This is a genomic window from Solihabitans fulvus (genome assembly GCF_008386585.1).
In the GTDB taxonomy this organism is placed as follows: domain Bacteria; phylum Actinomycetota; class Actinomycetes; order Mycobacteriales; family Pseudonocardiaceae; genus Solihabitans; species Solihabitans fulvus.
Genome location: NZ_VUOB01000072.1, coordinates 12,594 through 36,172, shown reverse-complemented (window position 1 = coordinate 36,172; position 23,579 = coordinate 12,594). Strand labels below are relative to the sequence as shown.

The 23,579-nt window shown below is 69.1% G+C and carries 17 protein-coding genes and 1 pseudogene; 14 read left to right on the top strand and 4 right to left on the bottom strand.

Features of this window, described 5'->3' with window-relative positions:
* Positions 1-152: 152 nt before the first annotated feature.
* The 9 genes from F0L68_RS34245 to F0L68_RS34205 are packed head-to-tail and all read left to right on the top strand — an operon-like array spanning position 153 to position 7,066.
* A complete protein-coding gene (locus F0L68_RS34245) occupies positions 153-530 on the top strand; it encodes a hypothetical protein (RefSeq protein ID WP_149854037.1) in 378 nt (125 codons plus the stop codon).
* On the top strand, positions 527-907 hold the full coding sequence (locus F0L68_RS34240; protein WP_149854036.1) for a hotdog family protein: 381 nt from the start codon (positions 527-529) through the stop codon (positions 905-907). The genes F0L68_RS34245 and F0L68_RS34240 overlap by 4 nt, the downstream gene beginning before the upstream one ends.
* Entirely contained in the window at positions 904-2,115 is a 1,212-nt protein-coding gene (locus F0L68_RS34235) for a cytochrome P450 (RefSeq protein ID WP_149854035.1), read from the top strand. Before F0L68_RS34240 ends, F0L68_RS34235 begins: the two co-directional genes overlap by 4 nt.
* Before the next feature lies 1 nt (position 2,116).
* Positions 2,117-3,736, top strand: a complete 1,620-nt coding sequence (locus F0L68_RS34230) for an AMP-binding protein (protein ID WP_149854034.1) — start codon at positions 2,117-2,119, stop codon at positions 3,734-3,736.
* Between the two features lie 17 nt (positions 3,737-3,753).
* Positions 3,754-4,542, top strand: a complete 789-nt coding sequence (locus F0L68_RS34225) for a ferritin-like domain-containing protein (protein WP_149854033.1) — start codon at positions 3,754-3,756, stop codon at positions 4,540-4,542.
* A complete protein-coding gene (locus tag F0L68_RS34220; protein ID WP_149854032.1) occupies positions 4,539-5,087 on the top strand; it encodes a PaaI family thioesterase in 549 nt (182 codons plus the stop codon). Before F0L68_RS34225 ends, F0L68_RS34220 begins: the two co-directional genes overlap by 4 nt.
* Positions 5,080-5,355: an acyl carrier protein gene (locus F0L68_RS34215; RefSeq protein WP_149854031.1), complete on the top strand. Its 276-nt coding sequence runs from the start codon at positions 5,080-5,082 to the stop codon at positions 5,353-5,355. Before F0L68_RS34220 ends, F0L68_RS34215 begins: the two co-directional genes overlap by 8 nt.
* On the top strand, positions 5,352-6,182 hold the full coding sequence (locus F0L68_RS34210; protein ID WP_149854030.1) for an SAM-dependent methyltransferase: 831 nt from the start codon (positions 5,352-5,354) through the stop codon (positions 6,180-6,182). Before F0L68_RS34215 ends, F0L68_RS34210 begins: the two co-directional genes overlap by 4 nt.
* Before the next feature lie 11 nt (positions 6,183-6,193).
* A complete protein-coding gene (locus F0L68_RS34205; protein WP_149854029.1) occupies positions 6,194-7,066 on the top strand; it encodes an acyl-ACP desaturase in 873 nt (290 codons plus the stop codon).
* Positions 7,067-7,091: 25 nt separating this feature from the next.
* Here F0L68_RS34205 and F0L68_RS34200 read toward each other — a convergent pair whose 3' ends face one another.
* Complete coding sequence (locus F0L68_RS34200; RefSeq protein ID WP_223199382.1) at positions 7,092-7,661, bottom strand: TetR/AcrR family transcriptional regulator; 570 nt, start codon at positions 7,659-7,661, stop codon at positions 7,092-7,094.
* Positions 7,662-7,735: 74 nt separating this feature from the next.
* On the opposite strand from F0L68_RS34200, the gene F0L68_RS34195 reads away from it, so the two are divergent.
* Entirely contained in the window at positions 7,736-8,701 is a 966-nt protein-coding gene (locus tag F0L68_RS34195; protein ID WP_149854028.1) for an NADP-dependent oxidoreductase, read from the top strand.
* Between the two features lie 249 nt (positions 8,702-8,950).
* On the opposite strand, the gene F0L68_RS34190 is transcribed toward F0L68_RS34195, so the two are convergent.
* Both F0L68_RS34190 and F0L68_RS34185 read right to left on the bottom strand, forming a co-directional pair.
* Positions 8,951-9,931, bottom strand: coding sequence for an aldo/keto reductase (locus F0L68_RS34190; protein WP_149854027.1), 981 nt, complete (start codon positions 9,929-9,931; stop codon positions 8,951-8,953).
* Between the two features lie 89 nt (positions 9,932-10,020).
* Positions 10,021-10,947 carry an EamA family transporter gene (locus tag F0L68_RS34185; protein WP_223199381.1) on the bottom strand — a complete coding sequence of 309 codons (927 nt, stop codon included), beginning with the start codon at positions 10,945-10,947 and terminating at the stop codon, positions 10,021-10,023.
* 179 nt (positions 10,948-11,126) lie between these two features.
* Here F0L68_RS34185 and F0L68_RS34180 point away from each other — a divergent pair, with 179 nt between their 5' ends.
* Complete coding sequence (locus F0L68_RS34180; RefSeq protein WP_223199380.1) at positions 11,127-11,594, top strand: Lrp/AsnC family transcriptional regulator; 468 nt, start codon at positions 11,127-11,129, stop codon at positions 11,592-11,594.
* A gap of 190 nt (positions 11,595-11,784) precedes the next feature.
* Here the strand turns inward: F0L68_RS34180 and F0L68_RS34175 are convergent, their stop codons facing one another.
* Positions 11,785-13,197, bottom strand: a complete 1,413-nt coding sequence (locus F0L68_RS34175; RefSeq protein ID WP_188316985.1) for an MATE family efflux transporter — start codon at positions 13,195-13,197, stop codon at positions 11,785-11,787.
* A gap of 819 nt (positions 13,198-14,016) precedes the next feature.
* Between F0L68_RS34175 and F0L68_RS34170 the strand changes: the two genes are divergently transcribed.
* The 3 genes and pseudogenes from F0L68_RS34170 to F0L68_RS34160 all read left to right on the top strand — a co-directional run.
* Positions 14,017-15,699 (top strand): carbamoyltransferase family protein, encoded by a 1,683-nt coding sequence (locus tag F0L68_RS34170; RefSeq protein WP_188316984.1) that lies wholly within the window; start codon positions 14,017-14,019, stop codon positions 15,697-15,699.
* Positions 15,696-19,067, top strand: coding sequence for an amino acid adenylation domain-containing protein (locus tag F0L68_RS34165; protein ID WP_149854024.1), 3,372 nt, complete (start codon positions 15,696-15,698; stop codon positions 19,065-19,067). Before F0L68_RS34170 ends, F0L68_RS34165 begins: the two co-directional genes overlap by 4 nt.
* Positions 19,064-23,536, top strand: a pseudogene (locus F0L68_RS34160) (non-ribosomal peptide synthetase); the annotation flags it as partial. The gene F0L68_RS34165 and the pseudogene F0L68_RS34160, both read left to right, overlap by 4 nt.
* Positions 23,537-23,579: the final 43 nt, after the last annotated feature.

Here is a 23,579-nt window from a genome sequence, read left to right as displayed (position 1 = left end):
CATCTGGGGCTACCGCGACAGCGGCTCCGACAGCACGCTGAGAACCGGTGGCGGGCCAAGGTTGCAGGGCGACTCTCGACGCACCCGCCCGTGCCGGCCCAACGTCCGTCTCGTCCGCGTTGGATCACCGTGTTCTTGGGGGTACGCCTGTGGTGAGCGTGTCTGGTGTGCACGGCGACATCGTCGTCGGCTCCGTGCTGACCTGGTCGACGAGCTACACCGACGAAGAGGTCGCGCGATGCTGCGCACTCGCCGGCCGACCCACCGATCCGCTGCCCGACTACCTGCCCTACCTGCTCGTGGTCGCGCCGCTGACGAAGCTGGGCGGCGACCTGAACTACCTCTCCGGCCGGATGACCTGGACCGCGGCCCGTCCGGTGCGCAGGAACGAGACGCTGTCCGCCGAGCTGGCGGTCACCAGGCTCGACACCGTTGACGGCGTCACCAGGATCGCGTTCGACGCGCGGATCCGCGCCAGCGGCGACCTCGTCATCGAAGGCCACAGCAGGGGCGTGGTGGGGCCGGTATGAGCGAGGCGACGCTGACCGCCACACGGACCGTGACCGACGCGGACATCGACGCCTGCGCCGAACTGACCGGCGACTTCGGCGCGCACCACACCACCGGCGTCGCCGAGGGACGGATGGCGCAGGGCCTGCTGACGCTCGCCGCGACGCCGCTGCTCGCCGACCCCGGCGTGCACCTCGCCGAGTTGTCGATGGTGTTCCTCGCGCCCGTCTTCGCCGGCGACACGGTCACCTCGGTCGTCGAGATCGTTGGCACCACGAAGAAGGACGATGGTCTGGTGTCGCTCGCGTTCACGCTGTCGATCGCCAGCGACAGGGGAGTCGAAGTGCTCCGCGGCGAGGGCACCGCGACGGCACGGGCGGGGCAGTTGCCGTGGTGACCCTGTTGACGCGCGAGGTGATGCTCGACCCGTATCCGGCCTACGGGAGGCTGCGCGAGGCCGATCCGGTGTGCTGGGACGACCAGCTGCACGGCTGGGTGCTCACCCGCTTCGACGACGTGCAGGCCGCGCTGCGCGACCACGAGACGTTCTCCTCGCGCCGCGTCGACGCGTTGGTGGCCAGCAGGGGCGGCACGATCTCGCCCGAGATGGCCCGGTTCGTGCGGCTGTCCTCGACGTGGATGTGGATGCTCGACCCGCCAGAGCACGCGCGGGTGCGCGGCCTGGTGGCCGAGGGCTTCACCCCGCGCGCCATTCGCCGGATGAGGCCGCTGGTAGAGAAGATCGTGGCCGACCTCGTGAACGCGTTGGCGGACAAGGGAACCTTCGATCTGGTCGCCGATCTCGCGAGGCACGTGCCGGCACTGGTCGTCGTCGATCTGTTCGGGTTGCCATGCGCTGACGCGGCCATGCTGGCCGCTTGGTGTGACGCGATCAAGGTGTTCCTCGGCGGCGCGCTCGACCTCGGCGCGGCGGGCCCGCCCGCGGCGCGGGCGCTCGGCGAGATGATCGACTATCTCGACGAGGCAGTCCGTGCGCGGGTCGGCGACCCGCGCGACGACCTGATCAGCCGGATCATGGCGGCCCGCGACGGCGAGGACCGGCTGTCCGAGGACGAGCTGCGCGCCAATCTGCTGCTGCTGATCATGGCCGGTTTCGAGACCAGCATCGACACGATCGGCAACGTGTTGCGCGGGCTGCTCAGCCAGCGCGCGCAGTGGGATCTGCTGCTGGCCGACCCGTCGCTGATCCCGACCGCGGTCGACGAGCTGATCCGGCACGACGGGACCATCCAGCTGACGCACCGGTTGCTCACCAGGGACCTGGAGATCGACGGGGTCCGGCTGGAACGCGGGCAGCTCGCCTTTCTCATGCGCGGCGCAGCGAACCGCGACCCGGCGAAGTTCACCGAACCCGACCGGATCGACGTCAGCAGGAAGGAGACCGGGCATCTCGGGCTGGGGCACGGGCTGCACTACTGCATCGGGGCCGGGCTGGCCAGGATGGAGGGCGCCGCCGTGCTGGCCGCGCTGACCACCCGCATGCCCGATCTCGCGCTGCTGCCGGACGATCCGCCGGTGCAGCGGGCCGACAGCCTCCAGTTCCGTGGGCTGGCGAGCCTGCCGGCCACGGCAGGGGAGCGCTGACATGGCCTCGGCGGAGGAGACCCTGCACGCGGCGCTCGACGCGGCCGCCGGGGACACCACGCTCAGCTTTGCCGGCGACGGCACGGAAATCCGGCTCGACCGACTGGCCGAGCAGTCGCGCGCGACGGCCCGCGCGCTCGCGGCCATAGGCGTGCGCGCGGGCGACCGGGTCGGCCTGCTCTTCGGCAGCGAACCGGACTTCCTGCGCGTGCTGCTCGCGGTCAGCAGGCTCGGCGCGTGCGCGTGTCCGCTGCCGCTGCCCACCACCGGCCGCGACGGCTATCCGGCGCGGCTGCGCGGCATTGTCGAGACCGCCGGCATCCGGGATGTGTTGGTGTCGAACAGGATGCGCCGGTCGAAGACGATCGCCACCGCGCTGCACGGGCTCCGGGTGCTCTCCGCCGACGGGCTCGACTCCGGTGGTGACACGCGAGATCTCGAGGTCTCCTGCGACGATCTCGCGATCGTGCAGTTCACCTCCGGCAGCACCGCCCGGCCCAAGGGCGTGCGGCTGAGCCACGCCAACGTGCTGGCCGGACTGCGGGCTATCCGGTCCGGCGTCGACCTCGGACCTGCCGACCGGGTCGCCATGTGGCTGCCGCTGTTCCACGACATGGGCCTGTTCGGCACGCTCACCGCGCTGCTGGCCGGCGCGCACACGACCGTGTGGTCGCCAGCGTCGTTCGTGAAGGACCCCGCAGGCTGGCTGCGCGCGTTCGCCGACGGCCGGCACACCGTCTGCCCGCTGCCGAACTTCGGCTACGACTACCTGCGGCAGGCCGTGCCTGCCGACGAGGTCGCCGGCTACGACATGAGCCGCTGGCGGGTCGCCCTCAACGGCGCGGAACCCGTCGCGGAGGACTCGGTGCGCTCCTTCGTCGAGCACTTCGCGCCGGCCGGCTTCCGGCCGGCGGCGATGTTCCCGGTGTACGGCCTCGCGGAGGCCACGCTCGCGGTGACGTTCCCGCCGCTCGGCCGGGGACCGCGCACGGACTGGGTGCACCGGTCGCGACTGACCGACGAGTCCCTCGCCGTTCCCGTCGACTCGTCCTCGCCGGCCGCGCGCGGCGTGGTCGCGCTCGGCGGCCCGGTCGACGGCATCGAGCTGCGCATCGCCGACGAGCACGGCGTCGTGGCGGAGCGGGAGCGTGTGGTCGGCGAGGTCCAGGTGCGCGGTCCCTCGGTAACCCCCGGCTACCTCGGCGACGGTCACCAGCCCTTCACCGCCGACGGCTGGCTGCGCACCGGCGACCTCGGCTACCTCGCGGGTGGCGACCTGCACATCACGGGCCGCAGCAAGGAAATGATCATCGTCAGGGGCGCGAACTACTACCCCGAGGACATCGAGGGCGCCGTGCGCGCGGACCCCGGCGTACACCGCCGCCGGTGCGTCGCCTTCGCCGACCACGACGCCGACGGCCAGGAGCGGGTCACGCTGGTCGCGGAGACCGTCACGGCCGACGAGGACGAGCGCGCCGGGCTCGCGCAACGGTTGCGGGACAAGGTAGTCGCGGTCACCGGCCTGGATCGGCTGCTGGTCACGCTCGTCGGCCCGCACGCCATTCCCCGCACCAGCAGTGGAAAAGTCCAACGGCTCGCCGCGCGCGGTCGGTTCACCTGAGCAGCGAGGGGCACACCGTGCACACCTACGAGGTCTTCAGGCAGTTCGAACGGAACCACTGGCAGCTCGGCGACATCGACTTCGGCGCGGTCCGGCTGGACCTGGTCCGGCCGGAGTACGTGTCGATGGCCAAGAGCGGCGTGATCGGCGAGTCCAACGTCATCGCGGCCGTGCACGGCTTCCTCAACGAGTTCGTCGACGACTACGACTTCTCCACCTTCGCGGTCGTCTGGGGTTACCAGGAGGTGCAGCACCACTACGCCTTCAAGAGCTGGCTCAACGCCGTTGGCCACGACGTGGCCGACGGTCGGGTCGAGGCGATGCGCGAGCCCTACGCGCCGGGCACTACGCCGTCGGCGACGCTGGCCACCAACGTGATCTCCGAACTGACGGTCAACCACCTGTACCGACGGCTGGCCAGCGCGGTCACGGAACCTGTGCTGCGGCAGATCCTGACCAGCGCGAGCGTGGACGAGGCCGGGCACGCCCGCGAGTTCATCCACTTCGTCAAGGACCGACTGGCCAGGCGTCCCGACGAGGTCGCCTCGGTGCTGGAGACGCTGTACGTCTACACCTCCGACGCGCGCATCCGCCATCCCGTCAGCGTCTTCAAGAGCAACCTGACCGAGCTGGCCGACCACGAGACCATCGACACCGCGTTCGAGCTGTTCCTCGAGCGGGTCGCCGCCGACGGTGAACTCACCGAGCTGCACGACAAGATCCGCCGCGTGTTCGGCGGCATCACCGACCTGGACCTGTCCACCAACGGTCGGGTGCGTCGGGCGCTCGCCGAGGCGATCTCGTGACGGCCGACTGGCCGGAGGGCGAGCCGGTCCAGGTGCCGTGGCGGGTGCTCGCGGACTACCGGTGTTTCGGTTGCTCACCGCACAACGACACCGGCCTGCGCCTGACGTTTCGCCGGACCGGGGACGGCATCTCCTGCCGGCTAACCTTTGACCGGGCGTTCGAGTCCTATCCGGGCGTCGTGCACGGCGGCATCGTGTCCACCGTCTGCGACGAGATCATGGGCAACCTGTTGGTGCTGCGGACCGGGCTGTCGGTGTGCACCACGACGCTGCGCACGCGGTACGTCGCGCCGGTGCTCGTCGGCCGCGAGTACCTGTGCGTGGCGCGGACCCAGGTCCGCGCCGCCGACCCCAGCCCCTACCGGGCGCAGGCGGAGGTGTTGCTGCGCAACGGAACGACGGCGGTCACGGCCGTCGGCCAGTACCTGCCGATGACGACCCAACAGGCGCGGTCCCGGATGGACCTCACTGACACCGAGTCCGCGCTCGTCGAGCGCGAACTCGCCAGGATCAGCAACCACCGCAAAGGAGAGCCCGGTGCCTGAGGTAGCCGACGAGACGACCGTGGCGGACGGCATCACCGACACGGTCACCGCCATCGTGGTCAGGGAGATCGGCGCGGTCGACGGCCCTGACGTCGATCTGTCCACTCTGGACGGTGTGGACTCCGTCAAGGTGCTCAGGGTCGTGGCCACCGTCGAACGGATCTACGACATAGAGCTGGAGGACGAGGAGGTGTTCGCCTTCCACACCATCGGCGACGTCGTCGACGCGGTGCGGTCGGCGCTGGCGGACCGGGAGGCCGCGCCGTGACCGTGGCGGAGACCAACCAGCACTACGACCTCGACCCGAGGATCTTCGAACTGTTCCTCGGCGAGACCAGGAAGTACAGCTCCGGCCTGTACCGCAACGACAGCGACTCGCTGGACACCGCGCAGCGCAACAAGCTGCACTACGTGGCCGGGCGGCTCGCGCTGCGGCCGGGGCAGCGCCTGCTGGACATCGGCAGCGGCTGGGGCGCGCTGATCCTGTTCGTGGCGGCCAACTACGGGGTCAGCACGGTCGGCGTCAGCCCGGCGCCAAACCAGCGGGACTACGTCGCGGCGCGGGCGGCCGAGCGCGGCCTCACCAACCGGGTGCGGGTGCGGACCGGGCGCGTCGAGGACATCACGCTCGAGCGGCGCGGATTCGACGCGATCACCATGCTCGGCTCCATCGTGCACATGCCCAACCTCGCCGAGGTCTTCACGAAATGCCGCGCCGCGCTGCGACCCGGCGGCATGTTGTACGTGTCCGAGAGCTGCTACCGCAACGCGGCCAAGCGCGCGGAGTTCAGCACCCGCCCCAGCGCGGCGTTCGTCCGCGAGTCGATCTTCGGCTGGGGCGACCTGCGGCCGCTGTCGGACCTGGTGCGCGGCGCGGAGGACGCCGGCCTCACCATCACGGCGGTGGACGACCTGACCGCGCACTACCACCGGACCATCGAGGACTGGCTGGCCAACGTGGCCGCCAACGCGGACCGCCTTGACGCGATCTCCGAGGGCCTCGCCGACGACCTCACCCGGTACCTGCGAACCGCGAACGCCGGTTGGGGCTTCACCACCAAGCACTACGCGCTGGTGTGCCGGAACAAACGATGAGGGGACGCGTCATGGCGGGTGCGGCACGGTCGCCGGAGCCGATCGGTGGGCCGCTGCTCACCGCGGCCGAACTCGACCCCGCAGTGCGCACGTTCCTGCGCGTCGCGGCGCACGGCGGCCGGTGGGACGTCGACACCGAGTTCGACTGGGGCACGGCGGACGCGGACCGCCTCACCGAGGGGGAGCGGTCGGCGGTCGAGTTTGTCACCGTCATTGAGGACCACCTGCCCGGCTACTTCGCCATGTACGACAGGCACTTCCCGGTCGACGACTCCGTCGACCTGCCCACCTTCGAACACAACCGCGAGCTGTACCACTTCTCCGTCCGCTGGGCGCAGGAGGAGGACACGCATGCGCTGGCGCTCGCGCGCTACCAGCTCGCCGCCGGGATGGCCGAGCCGGACACACTGCGCGGCGCGCTGGCCGTCGAGGGACACAAGCGGTTCGACCTGCCCTACCCGCACGCCGTGCAGTTCTTCACCTATGCGCTGGTACAGGAGAAGGCGACGCAGCTCTACTACCAGCACCTGCGGCGGGCCGTCGGCGATCCGCTGCTCGCGGACGTCCTTGGCCGGCTCAGCCGCGACGAGGCCAGGCACTTCGCGTTCTTCGCCGACGTCGTGCAGCTGTACCTGCGGCGGCACGGCGAGGCGATGGTCGAGCCGATCCGGGCCGTCGTCGCGGACTTCCGAATGCCGTTGGCCGACACCATCAAGGGCTACTGGCGGTGGGCGCTGCGGATCGCAGACGTTGCCAGGTACGACCACACCGAGGCGTACGAGCACCTCATCAAGGTGGTGAACCGGGCGGTGGACGCGCCGTCGGACCGGGTCGACGAGCTGACCGCGTTCGTCGCCGCGTGCCGCTCGCTGACCGAGGCTTAGCGCTCCTGACAGAGGGTTTTGAGGTTCACGTGCCGCCGAGTGTGAGTACCTCGTCAGCCGCCTGAGCGATCAGGGTGGTCAGGTCATGGGCGGGGGTGTCGGCCCATGCTCGATTGGCGCGTTCGAAGGCGGCCATTCCGACCTGTGCTGTGAGTCGCGCTGTCGGGCGGGTGATCCCGCGCGCGGTGAGGGCGTCGGTGAGGGCGTCGATGAGGGCGGCGGTCTTGGCGTAGGCGCGTTCTTGCAGGGCCGGGGTCACGGCGATGACCTCCGCTCGCTGCTGCGCCACCGAGCGGTTGGCGATGAGTAGCGGGACCACGGCGGTGAACGCGCGGACCATGACGGGCAGCGGTGCCAGGCGGTCCGGCGCGGTGGCGACGGCGTTGACGAGGATCGCGCGTAGCTCCGCTTCGCCGTCGAAGAGCACCTCGCGCTTGTCGGCGAAGTGGCGAAAGTAGGTGCGCTCGGTGACCCCGGCCCGTGTGGCGATCTGTGCGGTGGTCGTCTCGTCGTAGCCGCGTTCGCGGTACAGCTCCAGGGCCGCCGCCCGCAGTCGGGTGCGCGCCTGCGATCCGTCTCTCGGCATGATCTGCATTCTACGTAGTGTCAGGGACTGCCGCTACCTGGTAGTGTCAGTAACTGTCACTACAGGCGTTCGGAGGAGAACCAATGACTCCCGTTCCCGCTACCGCGATCCGATTCCACGAATACGGCGAACCAGCCGACGTCCTGCGCGAGGACCGTGTCGAGATCCCCGACCCCGGCGCCGGCCGTGTCCGTGTGCGGGTGACCGCGGCCGGGCTCAACCCCGCCGACTGGGAGCTCTGCCGCGGATTCATGCCGGCTGGCTTGCCGCGCGGCATCGGCTACGACGTCGCCGGAGTGGTCGACGCCGTGGGTGAGCACGTCGATGACATCGTGATCGGCGAGCTCGTCTTCGGGACGGCGGACTTCCTCACGCAACCCAGCGCGGGCGCCGCCGACGTCGCGATCCTCGACAGCTGGCATCACGTGCCCGAGGGCCTCGATCCCGTCGCGGCCGCCGTCTTGCCGATGGCCGTGCAAACCGCCACCTGGACCCTCGACGCGATAGGCGTCGAGCCCGGGGCCACGCTCCTGGTCAACGGCGCCGGCGCGATGGTCGGGTTCGCCGCCGCCCAGATCGCCCTTCGTCGGGGCGTGCGGGTCATCGCTACCGCTGGCTCTACCTACGCGGCGCAGCTCACCGCCCAGGGTGCTCAGGTCACCTCGTACGGCGCGGGGATGGCCGATCGGGTGCGCGAGCTCGCCGGTGGCCCGGTCGACTTCGTGTTCGACGCTCCGCCGCCGAATGCGGGATCCATCCCCGAACTCATCGCCATCACCGGGGACCCGCACCGCGTCATGACGATCAGCAACCATGACGAGGCGAGGCGACTCGGCGCGCGGGTCAACCTCGACCACGTCACCGATCCGGTACCAGCCGCCACGTTCCTGCCCGACTACGCCGCGCTCGCAGCCGACGGCGCGTTCACTGTCCCGATCGCGCGCACCTACCCGCTTGGCGAGTGGCGGTCCGCCGTCGAACTCGGCACGTCCGGACACCCCCGCGGCAAGCTCGTCCTGCTCCCCGAACACAACGCGCGCCACCGGTAAAAGGGGTAAAGCACGGGCACGGTCAACATGATCGGTCCGCGCAGCGAATCTGGAACACGCGCTCGCGGGGAAGTCGTCGGCGGAATCGCCGGGAGCGCGGTGTTCACCCGGATCTGGACAGCCTTCACCGGCCAGGGGCCGCCGGCCGTGACCTCCGGCACCGCACGCCGCCGTTGCCGCGCAGCTCCACCACCTCCTGTGCTGCTGTCGGCTCGGCTCCGAACCGGCGGCCCTGTGGCCTCCCGATGTTCAGCCGTGGCCGAGGACCCTGTGCGGGCGGTACGGAGCTTCGAGCCGGCTGCGTTCCTCCTCGCTCAGCGCGATGTCGACGGCCGCGATCGCATCCTCAAGGTGAGCCAGGGTGGTCGCTCCCACGATCGGTGCGTTGACTGCGGGATTGCCCAGCAGCCAGGCCAGCGCGATCTGTGCTGGCGGGAGGCCGCGTCCGTCGGCGACCGCACAGACCACGTCGACGACGTCGTGATCGGCCTCGTCGTACATGTCGTCGGCCACCGGGTCGGCGCCGGCTCGAACGGTTTGCCGCCGGCCGCCACGGCGGCGGCTGCCAGTGAGCAGGCCACGGGCGAGCGGGCTGTAGGGAATGACGCCGACGCCTTGATCCCGGCAGAGCGGGATCATCTCCCGCTCCTCTTCTCGGTACACCAGGTTGTAGTGGTTCTGCATCGACACGAACCTGCTCAGCCCCGCCGTCCTGGCGCTGTGCTGAGCCGTGGCGAACTGCCAGGCATACATGCTCGACGCCCCGAGGTAACGGGCCTTACCGGCCTGCACCACGTCGTGCAACGCCGCCATTGTCTCGGCGATCGGCGTGTGGTCGTCCCAGCGGTGGATCTGGTACAGGTCCACATAGTCGGTGCCGAGCCGGCGCAGCGAGGCGTCGATGGCCGCCAGGATGTGCTTGCGGGACAGTCCCCTGTCGTTGGGACCGGAGCCCGTCGGGTAGAAGACCTTGGTTGCCAGCACGTAGTCCTCGCGGCGGGGCAGCAGCTTGGCGAGCAGCCGTCCGGTGATCTGTTCGCTGGCCCCGCCGGAGTAGATGTCGGCGGTGTCGAACAGCGTGACCCCGGCCTCCACGGCACGCCGCACGATCGGTTCGGCGGCGGCCTCGTCGAGATGCCACTGTCGTGTCGTCCGGTCGCCGTAGCTCATCATGCCCAGCCCGATCCGGGACACCTGTAGACCCGACGAACCCAGCCGTGCGTACTTCACATCGTCTCCTCACGTGCTCCAGGATTTTGTTTCGTGGCAGGAAGACGGCCGGTCACTCGCACGACCGCGCAGCCGACCGTGGCCGTCGTTCACCGTTGTTCCTCCGACGCAGCGAGGCTCGCGTCGTGTTGATCGGTCGAGGTCGAGGCCGCTGGTTCAGCGGATGCCGGCTGGTGCAGGGCGACCCCGGCGACGACGAGCGCGATACCGGCCAGGTCCTGCGCGGTGGGTACCTGGCCGAGGACGACCAAGCCGATACCGGTCGCGGTCGCGGGCAGGATCGCAAGCATGAGCGCGAACGTGGCCCGAGGGAGCCGGGCCATCGCGAGCTGGTCGGTGACGTAGGGAATCACCGAGGAGCACAGCCCGACGCCGATGCCCCACAACAGCAACACCGGGTGCCCCAGAGCGGTGGCCGCGCCGGAGATACCACATGGCATCGCGGCAACCGCGGCAACGATCATGGCGACACCGAGCTGGTCGATGCCGCTCATCGGGTTGCCGGCTCGGCTGGTGGACCCGTCGGCTGCGGTGTTGGCGATCCGGTGGCCGAGCACGACGTAGAGCATGAACCCGGCACAGTTGGCGAAGGCGAACACGAATCCCAGCGCCTGACCGGCCAGGCGGACGTCGGTCAGCGCCGCGACCCCACCGATCGCCAGCGCCAGCGCCAGCAGGTTGCGCCGGGTACGGGCGCCGACCGCAGCCAGCACGACGGTGCCGAGGAATTCGATCGCGCCGACGGTGGACAGCGGCAGCCGGTCCACGGCCAGGTTGAACAGCGAGTTCATCGCCGCCAGCACCGCCCCGAGGCCAAGCAGTACCCACCGCTGCGAGATGGCCATCCTGGCCAGCAGTCGCCACGGCCGGCGCCAGATCGCGAAGACCACCGCGGCGCTGGCGATCCGCAGCCACGCCACCCCGAGCACGCCGACGTGGACGAACAACAGCACCGCCAAGGACGGCCCCAGGTAGTGGAACACCGCGCTGACCATGAAGAACGAGGCAGGCGGCAAGCCTGCCACCCTGCCGTCGACGCCGCCGGGCCGGCCAGTTGCCGCTGTAGACCGAACCCCACGTGCGCCCATGACACAATGTTGCTGGGCTGAAGCCGGTAGATACAGGGCAATATGAAGGGCAGGGGATCGACTTGCCTGGACAATCACGCTCAAACGGCGCTTCGTCCTTCAGCAATGTGAATCCGCTGCTGGACGAGGTGAACCGCCGGTTGCTCGCCGAGCTGGACGCCGATCCACGGATCACGATGTCCGCCCTGGGCCGCCGCATCGGCATGAGCGCCCCCGCTGTGACCGAGCGGATCCAGCGCCTGGAACGGGCCGGTGTCATCACCGGCTATCGGCTGGAGGTCGATCCCGCCGCGCTTGGGCTGCCCATCACCGCGTTCGCCCGCATCCGCCCCGCCGTCGGCCAGCTTCCCAAGATCGCCGAGCTCGCTCGGTCGCTGCCGCAGGTCAGCGAGTGTCACCGCGTCACCGGTGAGGACTGCTTCCTGATCAAGATGCATGCTCCCACCGTGCAGCAGCTGGAGGACCTCCTGGATCGCTTCCTGCTCTACGGACAGACCGTCACCTCCATCGTGGTCTCCACCCCGGTGGCACCACGACCGCTGCCACTCGACGCCGATGGCACGACGGGGACATGACCGGGCTGTGTTCGCCGCGCTAATCCGCTCGTTCTCCCCGTCTCGCGGGATGGGCAGCGGCGAGTGGCGCTCGCCACCTCGCGGATGACCAGCAGAGCGAAATCGAAGGCACCGACCCGACCCGTACCTTCCCGCGAACCAAGCGCGACGACACCTGACGCCAGCTCTGCGGAAACAAGGTCTTCGTAGGTCACGAAGCGTTCCGTTCTGACCGATTAAGTATGACCTCAATGCGAATCCAGTAGATGGCCAGCGTTGCTGTCTCGCCGATCAGGAGGCCCAGCCAGATCCCGACGACGGTTGAATCCAGAGCATTGGCCAGAAGATAGGCCGACGGAAGGCCTATCATCCATTCGCCGAGGAGTACGCACACTAGGCCGCCGGTTCCATCACGTAGGCCGCTCTGCGCGCCCACAAATGAGGATTGAATGCAAATGATGAACAGCCAGGCGGCTACGGGCCATACTAACTGCCAGGTCGACCCAAGGTTCCTTGACAACTCGGTGCCGACTAACAGGGTGACCAGCTCGCCTCCGAAGAACATCAAGCCGGCGCACAACAGTAGGCCGTACAGGATTCCGCACAGCGCACCGCCGGCGATCGCGATCCTGGTCTTGTTACGCGCGCCGGAGCCGTCTAAGTATCCAATCCTCGAACTGACGGCGGTCGCCACTCCCAAACCCAGGGATGAGCCCCAATCGCTCAATTTCGCCATCACCACCTGCACTGTGACGACGAGAATTCCATGCGGTGCCGCTATGAGCATCGCGATCGGGAGAACGCCCTCTCGGATGGCGATACGGAACGCAAACGGAGTGCCAAGGCTGAGTACCCGCACGAACTGTCGTCGATCGAACGAGATGGGGAGACGTAGCAGCTCGGCAAGGACGCCAATCTTAGACAGTCTCAGCAGCGTCCACACTGCCATCAAAGATATCATCGGAGTAGCCGCTAACGCGATGCCGGCACCGAAAGTCCCACGCGCGGGAATCCAATCTGTGCCATGTGACAGTACCAAGCAGAGCGCGGCGTGCGCGGGTACCGATAACCACAGCACAATAGTTCCCACGCCTGACTTGCCAACCGCAGTCGATATACACCGTACGGCCACATACATTGCCCAGAACGGAAGGCCCAGAGCCGCGCCTCGCAGGTACGCCAACGAGAACTCCATCGTCTCGTGACTCGCGATGAGGCGCAGAATTAAAGGTGCGAAGAGCTGAAGGACAAGGGCTAATATTGTACCCGCGACGGCGGCGACGATCAGTCCCTGATGCGCGATCTTCCTCATCCCGGCCCGATCCGCGCGCCCATATGCCTCCGACACCAGTGGAGTCAACGAGGTGACGGTACCGATCGCCAACAAGAAGAACAGGACGTATATCCCAGAGGCGATGCCAACTCCAGCGAGCTGTTGTGGGCCGAGCCGAGATACGACCGAAGTCTCAACCAGGGATATACAGAGCTGCGCCAGGAAGGTGATCGAGACAGTCAGCGATGGTGCCCAAATGATTCGCGCTTCCCGCCATGGTGATTCTCGTTGACCTCGCGTTGCGCGCAACGTGTGCGTGTCACGTCCCAACTCGGAGCGGGTCGTGGTCACGATTCATCTCCACGGTTGCCGCATGCGATTGTATTCCGCAAAATTATTCGCCCCCAGATTGTGACTTACCATCGGACTCGCCTGCCGCATCGCTCAGTCAACCCGGTGACCTCCAGTTGATCATGACCGTGGCTGCGGGCGTCATCGTAGGCCCAACCGCGTGGTGAACGTTGGACGAAACAACCCTGTTGGGCTCAGGAAGATCGCGTCCGCTCGGGCGAAGACCTACCGCCAGGTGCGGAAGCTGATCACCGCCCGGCATGAGGGCATCCCCACTCCTATACGCTGCTGCGCCGCTGCGGATCGCCCATCCGGATCACCCCACAGTGGCCCGAATGCGTTGCGGCAGTTGCGGTTCACTGCCAAGGATGGACATGTCGGGCTGACATACTGGTCCACATCGACCTCCCCGTAGGTGCGGGGTTGACAGCTCCAACAGCACCTGCATAACCTTGCCATAGCAAGGGTTTTACTAGTTTCGACTATGAAAAGCCGAAGTCCCCCAACCTTTTCGGCCCGGATTGACGAATGCCTTCCCTGATATGGGAGGCAATTTGTGCTGGGCGCGAAACAGTGCCACCGAAACCTTGTAGGCGAACCTCTAGTCCCGGAACCGTTCGTGGTCGCGCAACACCTGAGACCGCATCAGCCCGGGAGTGATCCTTGAAGACCCGCGCGCGAGCGCGGGTGTTCGCGAGCCGGGTTATGGATGCGAGGCAGGCGGCGGTGTCCTACATACTGGGTTACAGCGGTATCCATGGCAGTCTGAGGCATCTGCGTGACCGGTATCCCGACGCGGATCGCCGGCTTCTGCATCTGATGCAGGGCTTGGACTCCGCGGCCGCGCTGGTGCGTGATGGGCGGATCGTGGCGGCCGCGGCGGAGGAGCGGTTCACCGGCGAGAAGGGCACTGGCGACTTCCCGGTCCAGGCGATCGAGTACTGCCTGCGCACAGCCGGGATAACCGCCGCGGATCTCGACGTGGTGGCGCATTCGTTCCACTACACGCTGGATCCAGACATTGCGGAGCTGGATGAGGACGCCGCTGGGCAGTTCGCGTCGCTGTATCGGCCGGAGCGGCAACGGGAGTTGTGGCGCACGTTGGTGGGGCCGATGCCCCGGCGTGACTTCGTGGCCGTGCCCCATCATGTGGCGCACGCGCACAGCGCGTTGGACCTGAGTGGTTTCGACAGTGCCGTGGTGATCGTGAGCGACGGCATGGGCGAGACCGAAAGCATGACCGTGCTACGGGCCGACACCGACGGCCTGCGGCCGATCCTGACGGTGCCCGCGAGCCATTCGCTCGGTGTGCTGTACAGCTTGGTCACGCACCATCTGGGGTTCCTGCCCGCGATGGACGAGTACAAGGTGATGGGCCTGGCGTCGTTCGGCGACCCCGACCGGTTCGGGGACGTGTTCACCGACCTGGTGCGGCTTGCGCCGGAGGGCGGGTACGTGATCCCGCTGTTGACCGGCGAAGTCGACCGGCGCAGCCAGGACCTGCACGAGGGCGCGCTGGCCAGGCTGGTGGACCTGTTCGGCCCGGCCAGGCAACCGGGCGAGGAGTTGACCCAGCGGCACAAGGACATCGCCGCCGGACTGCAACGCCGTTTGGAGGACCTGGTGTTGCGCACGGCCGAATGGGCGCGGTCGACCACCGGCGAGGCGCGGCTGTGCCTGGCAGGCGGGGTGGCACTGAACTGCACCGCGAACGGCCGGATCGTTGACTCAGGGCTGTACGACGACGTCTTTGTTCAGCCCGCCGCGGGCGACGACGGCGCCGCGCTGGGTGCCGCGCTGGCGGTGTCGAGTCGCGACGGGAACCCGCGTGTGCGGATGACGATGCCGTACTGGGGTAACGCGTACCGGGACGAGACCCTGCGTGAGGTCGCCGCGTCGACCGAGGGCTTCGTGGTGGAGGAGTTCACCGACGACCGGGCGCTGGCCGCGCGAGTGGCCGGGGAGTTGGCCGACGGGAAGATCCTGGCCTGGTTCCAGGGTGGGATGGAGTTCGGGCCGCGCGCGTTGGGCAACCGCAGCATCCTGGCCGACCCCCGCTCGTCCGAAACCCGGGACCTGGTCAACCTGCGGATCAAGAAGCGAGAGGACTTCAGGCCGTTCGCGCCGGCCGCGAAAGCCGAGTCCGCGGCCAAGTTCTTCGAGATCAAGCCTGGTGCGGAAGACCAGTACGCGCACATGGTGGTGCTCACCCGCACCAGGCCCGAGCACGTCGCCGGGCTCGGAGCGGTGACGCACGTCGACGGCACCACGCGGGTGCAGACCGTGCGACGGGAGCACAACGTCCGGTTCTGGGAGCTGCTGGACGCGTTGGAAGAGCGAATCGGCGTGCCGGTGGTGCTCAACACCTCGTTCAACGTGCAGGGGCAGCCGATCGTGCGCACGCCGCAGGAGGCGGTGGCGACGGTCCGCGACGCGCGGTTGGACGGCCTGGTCCTTGGCCGCACCTACTTGCGCCCGGTGGGTGTGGAGGCTGCCCGATGAGCCCGAACCCCGCGGACACGCCGGCCGGGGTCGGTATGGTCGCGGAGGTCGCCAGGGTGCTGGCCGAGCAACTGGGCAGGTCGGAACTGGCTCCCGACCAGGATTTCTTCGCTGAGGGCGGGCATTCGGTGGCCGCGACGCGGGTCGCGGTCGTACTACGCCGGTGGCTCGGCCGGGCGGTGCCGATCAACGCCATGCATCAGTTCCGCACCGCCGAGGCTCTCGCCGCGGCGTTGCCCGGCTTCCCGCTGCTGGAGCAGCCTCCGGCGACCGTGGTCGGGCCGGCAACGGAGGAGCTGTCTGCGTCGCAGCGGGCAATACTGACCGCGATGCGGCTGACTCCGCAGGTCGGGGTCTACAACATCGGTGTCGCGGCGGAGCTGTCTGGTCCGCTGTCGGTCGACCGGTTGCGGGCGGCGATCAGTTCGGCGGCGGCGACCCAGTCGGGCGCGTTCGCCCGGCTCACGGCCGAGGACTCGGTCCGACGCGGGACCATCGGGATCGACCTGTGTGAAGCCGCCGACCCGTCGTCCGAATGGGCCGTCGGACTGGTGACCGAGCCGATCGACGTCCACAACGGACCGATCATTCGAGCGGGGTTGGCGAGCACCGGCCCGCAGACGAGCCTGTTCGTGTTGGCCGTGCCGCATCTGTTCTTTGACGGGCTCGCGGTGCGTTCGCTGCTGGGCGCGATCGCCGCCGCGTACCGGGGCGAGCGTCTGCCGGTTGCCGATCTGACCGTTCCGGACCCCACCGTGGACCGTGGCCGGACGGCTGATGACGACGCCGAGTCGACCAGGCTGTGGGGGCAGCGCCCACGCACCGATCCGACCGACGTGCGGGGCGGGTACCAGGCCGGCCGGTGGACCGCCGAGCAGTCCTCGGCAATCAGGTCCGCCGCGGCCGCGTGCGGCGGCACCGTGTTCAGTGTTGTGTACGCGGGTATCGCCGTCGTGGCCGACCGACTGGGCGACGGAGAGCCGGTCAGCGTGGCGTTTCCGGTGTCCCAGCGGGGCACGACCACGATCGCTGACGGACACCGGATCCATCTGGACCAGGTGACCTTGACGGTCGGCCAGGACGACACCCTGCGCTCTCTCGTCGAGGCCATCACCGCCAGGGTCACCGACGTGCTGGCTCGACCAGGGCTCGACCAGGATGACCGCCCGCCGCCGCCCGTGGTGCTTGCCCCGCAAGACAATCCGTTCAGTGAGTTCACCCTGCCTGACATCCAAGTGCTGCCACGTCTGGTGCACAACGGCACGGCGAAGTTCGAGATCACGCTGCTGCTGTTCGACGACGATGTGGAGATCGGCCTGGACGTCGAGTACCTGCACCAGTCGAGCACGCCGGACCATGCCGCCCGCCTGCAACACCTGATCATGGACACCGTCACGAGGTTGGCCACTGATCCCGGACTGTCGGTCCGTGACCTCGCTCTCGGGTCCGATGTGGACAGTGGGCTGACCGGTTCACGGGTGGAGTACGACCGGGATTCCTCGATTCACGGGCGGTTCGCCGAGATCGCCATGCGACACCCGGACCACATCGCTGTTGAGCGGGATGGCCAGCTGGTCACCTATCGGCAGCTCGGGCTCGCCGCCGACCTGGTCGCCGCGCGGATACGCAAGGAGCTGCCCGGTGCGGGTTCGGCGGTGGCGATCTCCGCCGCGCGGTCGCCGGAGCTGCTCGCGGCCGTGTTGGGTGTGCTGGCCGCTGGTCACCACTACGTGCTGCTCGACGCCGCGGCGCCGGTGGCTCGGCGACGCGAGATCGTGCATGCGTCGGAGGTGCGGCTGTTGCTCACCGACCGGGCCGCCGCTGACGACCTCGGCGTGCCCACGCTGCCCGTGGCGGACCACCTGGCTGAGCTGTCCGACCTGCTCGGGGAACCGGACTGGTCAGGCTGGGTCGAGGTCGACCCGTCGGCCCCGGCCTGCGTCTTCTTCAGCTCCGGTTCCACCGGTTCGCCCAAGGCGATCCTGTCCCCGCACCGCGCGACCCTGCGCACGTTCGACGGACAGGAGTTCGGCGGCTTCGGCCCCAACACTCGCATGCTGCACGTCGCGGCCCTGCCATGGGACGCGTTCAGCCTGGAAACCTGGGGTCCGCTGCTCAACGGCGGCACCTGCGTGCTGCACCCTGACGAGGATCTGGATCTCGACAGCCTCGCGAACTCCCTGCGCACCAAGGCGATCAACACCCTGTGGCTGTCGGCGGCACTGTTCAACGCACTGGTAGACCACGCGCCGGACGCGCTCGCCGGCGTGCGGCGGCTGATGATCGGCGGCGAGACACTGTCACCCGAGCACGTGTCCCGGCACCTGAGCGCCGGAGGCGGAGGCTCGCTGACCAACGGCTACGGCCCGGCCGAGTCGACGGTGTTCGTCACGACGTACCCGATCACGACTCCGCCAACCGGTCCCGTTCCGGTCGGCACGGTGGTCGCGAACACCGAGGTCCGGCTACTGGATCGGTATGGTCACCCGGTTCCGCCGCACTGGCCGGGGGAGCTGTGCGTGGCGGGCGACGGGCTGGCTTTGGGCTACCGGTCCGACCCGGCGAGCACCGCGGACCGATTCCGGCCGCACCCGTGGGGGGCTCCTGGGGAGCGGATCTACCACACCGGCGACCTGGCCACGGTGGACGACGACGGCACGATCCACCTGTTGGGCCGGTTGGACCGGCAGGTCAAGGTGTCCGGCTACCGGGTCGACCCGGCCGAGATCGAGGCCGCGATCCGGGCGGCGACCGGTGGCCATGCCGCTGTTCTCACCCCGATCGCCCCGACCGGCACCAGGGAGATCATCGCTTTCACCACGTCGGGAAATTCCACTGTGGACGGTACGGACGGCGAGCAGGTCCGGGCCGCGCTGGCAGGCACGCTGCCCGCGTACCTGGTGCCCTCAAGGGTGATCCCACTGCCCGAGCTGCCGCTCACCAGGAACGGGAAGCTCGACACCGCCGCGCTGCTGGCGTTGGCAGACACCCCTGCGCAGAACGGAGCACAACCGTTGACGAGCGGAGCATCCCCCGAGGTCGAACCGGCGGCGCTGGTCCGGACCGTGGTCGCCGCCGTGGTCGCCGAGCAGCTCGGCCGGGAACCGGTGCCAGGACAGAGCTTCCTGATGGCGGGGGGCACTTCGCTGACCGCCGCCCGTGCCGCTGCGGAACTGACCCGGCTGACGACGGTCGCCGTCAGCCCGCGTGAACTGCTCCGCGACTGCACCGTGGAATCGCTCTGCGATCTGGTGTTGTCGCGTTCGGACGGTGTGCCCGACTTCGAGCACCGAGTGCGCGTCGCGGCCCACCTGGTCACCATCCCGCGCGAACTGCGCGCCGAGGTCGGTCGGATGGCCGACCGATGAGCGTGCTCACGGGTGAGGCGTTCACGCTGGGGCTCGGTGATCCCGAGGGCGACGCGTTGGCACTCACCGGCGCCCAGCGGGAGATCTGGTTCGCCGAGCAGCTCTCCGGTCCGTCCGCCCGGTACACGATCCCGGTGTCGCTGCTGCTGGACGAGTCCCTCGACGCATCCCGCCTGGCCGACGCCATGCTGTCGGTCGCCCGATCTCGGGCCGCGCTCAGAACCGTCCTGTCGGTACGAGACGGCCGTCCAGAACAGACTGTCCACACGGTACGGTCAATCGACCGTGAGCCGGTCGCGACGAACGAGTCCGACGCCGAGCGGATCGCCGCCGCCGTCGCCCGGCAGGGCGCGGACGCCTGGCGGATCGAACAGTATCCCCTGGCGGACGGCCGGGCGCTGCTCGTCCTGGTGTGGCACCACGCGTTCGTCGACGGCTGGTCGGTGGAACTGTTGCTGACCGACCTCGCCACGGCGTACCGCGAGGGCATATCCCGGCGCGATGCGATTGCGCCGGCGGACCTGGTGACGGCCGAACGGGAACTGCTGTCCGGCGAAGCCGGGGAGGCGGCGCTGCGACGGCGGGTGCGCGCGTGCAGTCCGCTGCCGGAGCCGTGGCGTCCACCGGCGGCGCTGAGCACGTCGCTGTCCGGCATCGGCGAGACGGTCACCGTCACGTTCCCGCAAGAGTGGGTCGACGCACTGACCGCGGCTGCCACGTCGGCGGGGGTCACGCCGTACGTGGCCGCGCTGACGGCGTTCGGTGAGGTCGCGCGCCGGTTCGGCGGCACGGACTGTGTGCTCATCGGCACTCCCGCGCACAACCGACTCAGCCAGGAACGCCAGGACACAGTTGGCATGCTCGCCAACACCGTCGCACTGCGGCTCGCCGCCGCTGCGGGCAGGCGGTTCGCAGGCGTCGCCGCCGAGGTCGCGGACATCGTGTACGACGCGGTGGACGACGCCGGGATCCCGCTGAGCGAACTTGCCTCCGCGGTGCGTCCCGACGACGACACCGCACCCCTGGTGCGGTTGCTGTTCGGTATGCACGAGGACGGCGCCGCACCCGAGTTCACGCCGGGGCACCCGGCGCGCCGGCTCCGCGTGCACACGGCGACCGCCAAGTTCGGCATGACCTGGACCCTGCTGCGGTCCGGCGAGCAGCTGATCCTGGAGGTCGAGTACGACACCGCGCTGGCCGACCGGCCCATGGTCGCCTCGATGATCGAGTCCTGGGCCACGGTGCTGCGCGCCGCCACCACCAGTACCGCGCTCGACCGCATTCCCCTCGCGGAGGCCGCGTCGACCGAACTGTCCACAGTGGAGGTCGACACGATTCCGGCCGCCGTGCTGGCGAGCGTGGCGCGCACGCCGCACGCGGTCGCCGTCCTCGACGGTGACCACCGGTGGACCTACGCCGAACTCGCCGAGCGCGCCGGACAGTGGCGGGCCGCGATCCTGGCGACCGGGGTGCGCCGAGGCGCCCGCGCTGCCGTGGTGGTCGAGCGGGGAGGCGAGACGATCGCCGCCCTGCTCGGGGTGCTGTCCGCCGGGCTGACCTACCTGCCGATCGAACCCGACCTGCCCGCCGCCCGTGCCCGCTTCTACGTAACTGACGGCTCGGCGGAGCTTCTCGTTGGGGTGCCTGCCAAGGCCGCGGCTCTCGGCCTGACCGACCTGCCCCTGGTGAGCGCGCCCGCCGAGGCCGCGGCGCCGGTCGTGCCCGTCGACCCCAGCGACCCGGCCTACCTCATCTACACCTCGGGCTCGACCGGTGTGCCCAAGGGCGTGCTGGTGCCGCACTCCGCCGTGACCAGTCTGGTGGAGGTCGGCGCGCGGAGCATCGGATTCGGCGCGGGCGATGTGTGGCCCGCGTTCCACTCCTACGCCTTCGACGTGAGTGTCTGGGAGATCTGGGGCGCGCTGAGCACCGGCGGCCAGCTCGTGATCGTGGACAGGGACACCGCTCGTGATCCGGCCGCTCTGCGCCGGCTCCTGCGGGATCACCGGGTCACGGTCCTGAACCAGACGCCGTCCGCGTTCCGCACGCTCGAACGTGCCGACGCTGCCGAGTCCGACGCGTTGTCCTTGCGGCACATCGTCTTCGCGGGCGAGCAGGTGCAGTTGGACGCCGTCGAGCGGTGGCGCGCACGCCATCGTGGGCACCGCATGTGGAACCTGTACGGCATCACCGAGACGACCGTGCACGTGACCGCCTACGAGCTGACCGCCGAGCGGGAGCGCAGCGCAGGACCGATCGGCGTGCCCATGCCGCGCGCGGAGATCCACCTGCTCGACCACACCGGACACCCGGTCGCGCCGTACCAGGTCGGCGAGATCCACGTCGGCGGGCACGGCGTCGCCCATGGCTACTGGGGCCGCCCAGGGCTGACCGCCGAACGGTTCGTGCCACACCCCAGCCGCCCCGGCGCACGTCTCTACCGCAGCGGTGACCACGCGTGGCGGGATGAGCACGGCCGTCTGCACTACGCAGGCAGGACCGACGAGCAGGTCAAGGTCCGGGGTTTCCGGATCGAACTGCCTGAGATCCGCGCCGCGCTGCTGGCGCACCCGGCTGTGACCGACGCCGCAGTGCTGCTGCGCCGCGACGACAACCCCAGGCTGCACGCGTACTTCACCGCGTCCGCCGTTCTCGGGATCGAGGACCTGCGCGAGGAACTCGCCCGCACCCTGCCGGTCCACATGATCCCGCACCTACTGCACCAGGTCTCCGACATCCCGCTGACCGAGAACGGGAAGATCGACAAGCGGGCGCTGCTGGCGACCTCGGGCCCCACCCGTCCCGCTCGGGTGTTGCAGCCACCACGTACCGAGGTCGAAAGCATTCTGCTGGACATCTGGCGGACAGCCCTCGGGCGCGAGGACATCGGCGTGACCGACAGCTTCTTCGTCCTGGGCGGCGACTCGATCAGCAGCCTCCAGGTCGTCGGTGGCGCAGCCGAACGCGGCATCCGACTGTCGGTCAAGGACATTTTCGAGTACCCGACCATCCGAACCGTCGCCGAGCACGCTGGCACCACCACGCCACCAGAGACCCCGGCCAACACACCGTTCTCGTTGATCAGTGCCGAGGACCGCGCCCTGCTGCCGGACACCGTGATCGACGCCTACCCGCTCGCGTCGTTGCAGGCCGGGATGGTGTACCACATGGACAGCGACCCCGAGGGGTTGCCGTATCACAACGTCGACAGCTTCCGGGTCCGTGGCCCCTGGGTGCCCGACCGGCTCGCGCAGGCCGTGCAGGACACCGTCGCCAGGCACGAGAACCTGCGCACCTCGTTCGACTTCGAGCACTACAGCCAGCCGCTGCAACTCGTGCACGCCGCGGCCACTCTCCCGATCGTGTTCGAGGACCTCAGACACATGCCGGACGCCGACCGCCGCGCGCGGCTCGGCGCACTGCTGCGGCGGGAACGCCGAAACCGGTTCGACCTCGCCGCACCGCCGTTCCTCCGGTTCTTCTTCGCACGACTGTCCGAAGAGGACTTCCAGTGGACGCTCACCGAACACCACGCCATCCAGGACGGCTGGAGCCTGCACTCCATGATCGCCGAGATCCTGGACCGGTACGTCGCCCTGGTCGAGGACCCTGCGACGCCGCCACTGCCTCCGCCGAGGTCCCGGTACCGAAACTACGTCGCCGCTGAGCTGACCGCGCGCACGGCACCGGAATCGCGGGCGTACTGGGAACGCCTGCGCGATCGGGAGCCGGAGCAGCTGCTCACCTGGACCACCCGGTCGACCGTCGATGACGAGTACGGCGCGCGGGACGAGTGGTCGTTCGAGTCGCCGGAGACCGGCCGGTTCGGCTACCTGGAGACCAAGATCCCCAGCGAGCTGACCGAACGCCTGCTCACTACGGCTGCGGACCTGGACGTGCCGTTCAAGAGCCTGCTGCTGGCCGCGCACCTGCGCGTGGTCGGCCTGGTGTACGGCACGAACAGCCCAACAAGCGGCGTGACCATGAACGGACGGCTGGACGAGCCCGGCGCGACCGAGACACGCGGGCTGTTCCTGAACACGCTGCCGATGCGGCTGCCGCTGCCCGACGGGAGCTGGGCCGATCTGTGCCGCGCGGCGCTGGCCGCCGAGATCGAACTGCTCCCGCACTGCCGGTATCCGCTGTTCGAGGTGGTCCGCCAGGTCGGCGACGCCGCACGGTTCGACGTGTCCTTCATCTACAACCACTTCCACGCGTTGACCGAGACCCTGCGGTCCGGCCGGGCGCGGATCGTGGACGACAAGATCGACTCGTTCGCCACCGACCGGTCCGAGCCGACCAACATCGGCTTGGTCGCGGGATTCCTGCTCAGCCCGGTCGACGCCAACCTGCTGCTGGCACTGGACTACGACACCGAACGGGTCGGCCGCCGCCAGGTGGCCTCGATCCGCGCGCTGTACCTTCGGGTCCTGTGCGCGATCGCGGACAACCCGGCGGCTGCATGGCGGGACGCGGACCTGCGCGGCCCGAACGAGCCGGCGTGGACCGTCG

Excerpts from the sequence above, each read along its gene's own strand:
- F0L68_RS34240 (WP_149854036.1), top strand. The coding sequence starts at position 527 with ATGAGCGAGGCGACGCTGACCGCCACACGGACCGTGACCGACGCGGAC.
- F0L68_RS34230 (WP_149854034.1), top strand. The coding sequence starts at position 2,117 with ATGGCCTCGGCGGAGGAGACCCTGCACGCGGCGCTCGACGCGGCCGCC.
- F0L68_RS34205 (WP_149854029.1), top strand. The coding sequence starts at position 6,194 with ATGGCGGGTGCGGCACGGTCGCCGGAGCCGATCGGTGGGCCGCTGCTC.
- F0L68_RS34200 (WP_223199382.1), bottom strand. The coding sequence starts at position 7,661 with ATGCAGATCATGCCGAGAGACGGATCGCAGGCGCGCACCCGACTGCGG.
- F0L68_RS34195 (WP_149854028.1), top strand. The coding sequence starts at position 7,736 with ATGACTCCCGTTCCCGCTACCGCGATCCGATTCCACGAATACGGCGAA.
- F0L68_RS34170 (WP_188316984.1), top strand. The coding sequence starts at position 14,017 with ATGCAGGGCTTGGACTCCGCGGCCGCGCTGGTGCGTGATGGGCGGATC.
- F0L68_RS34165 (WP_149854024.1), top strand. The coding sequence starts at position 15,696 with ATGAGCCCGAACCCCGCGGACACGCCGGCCGGGGTCGGTATGGTCGCG.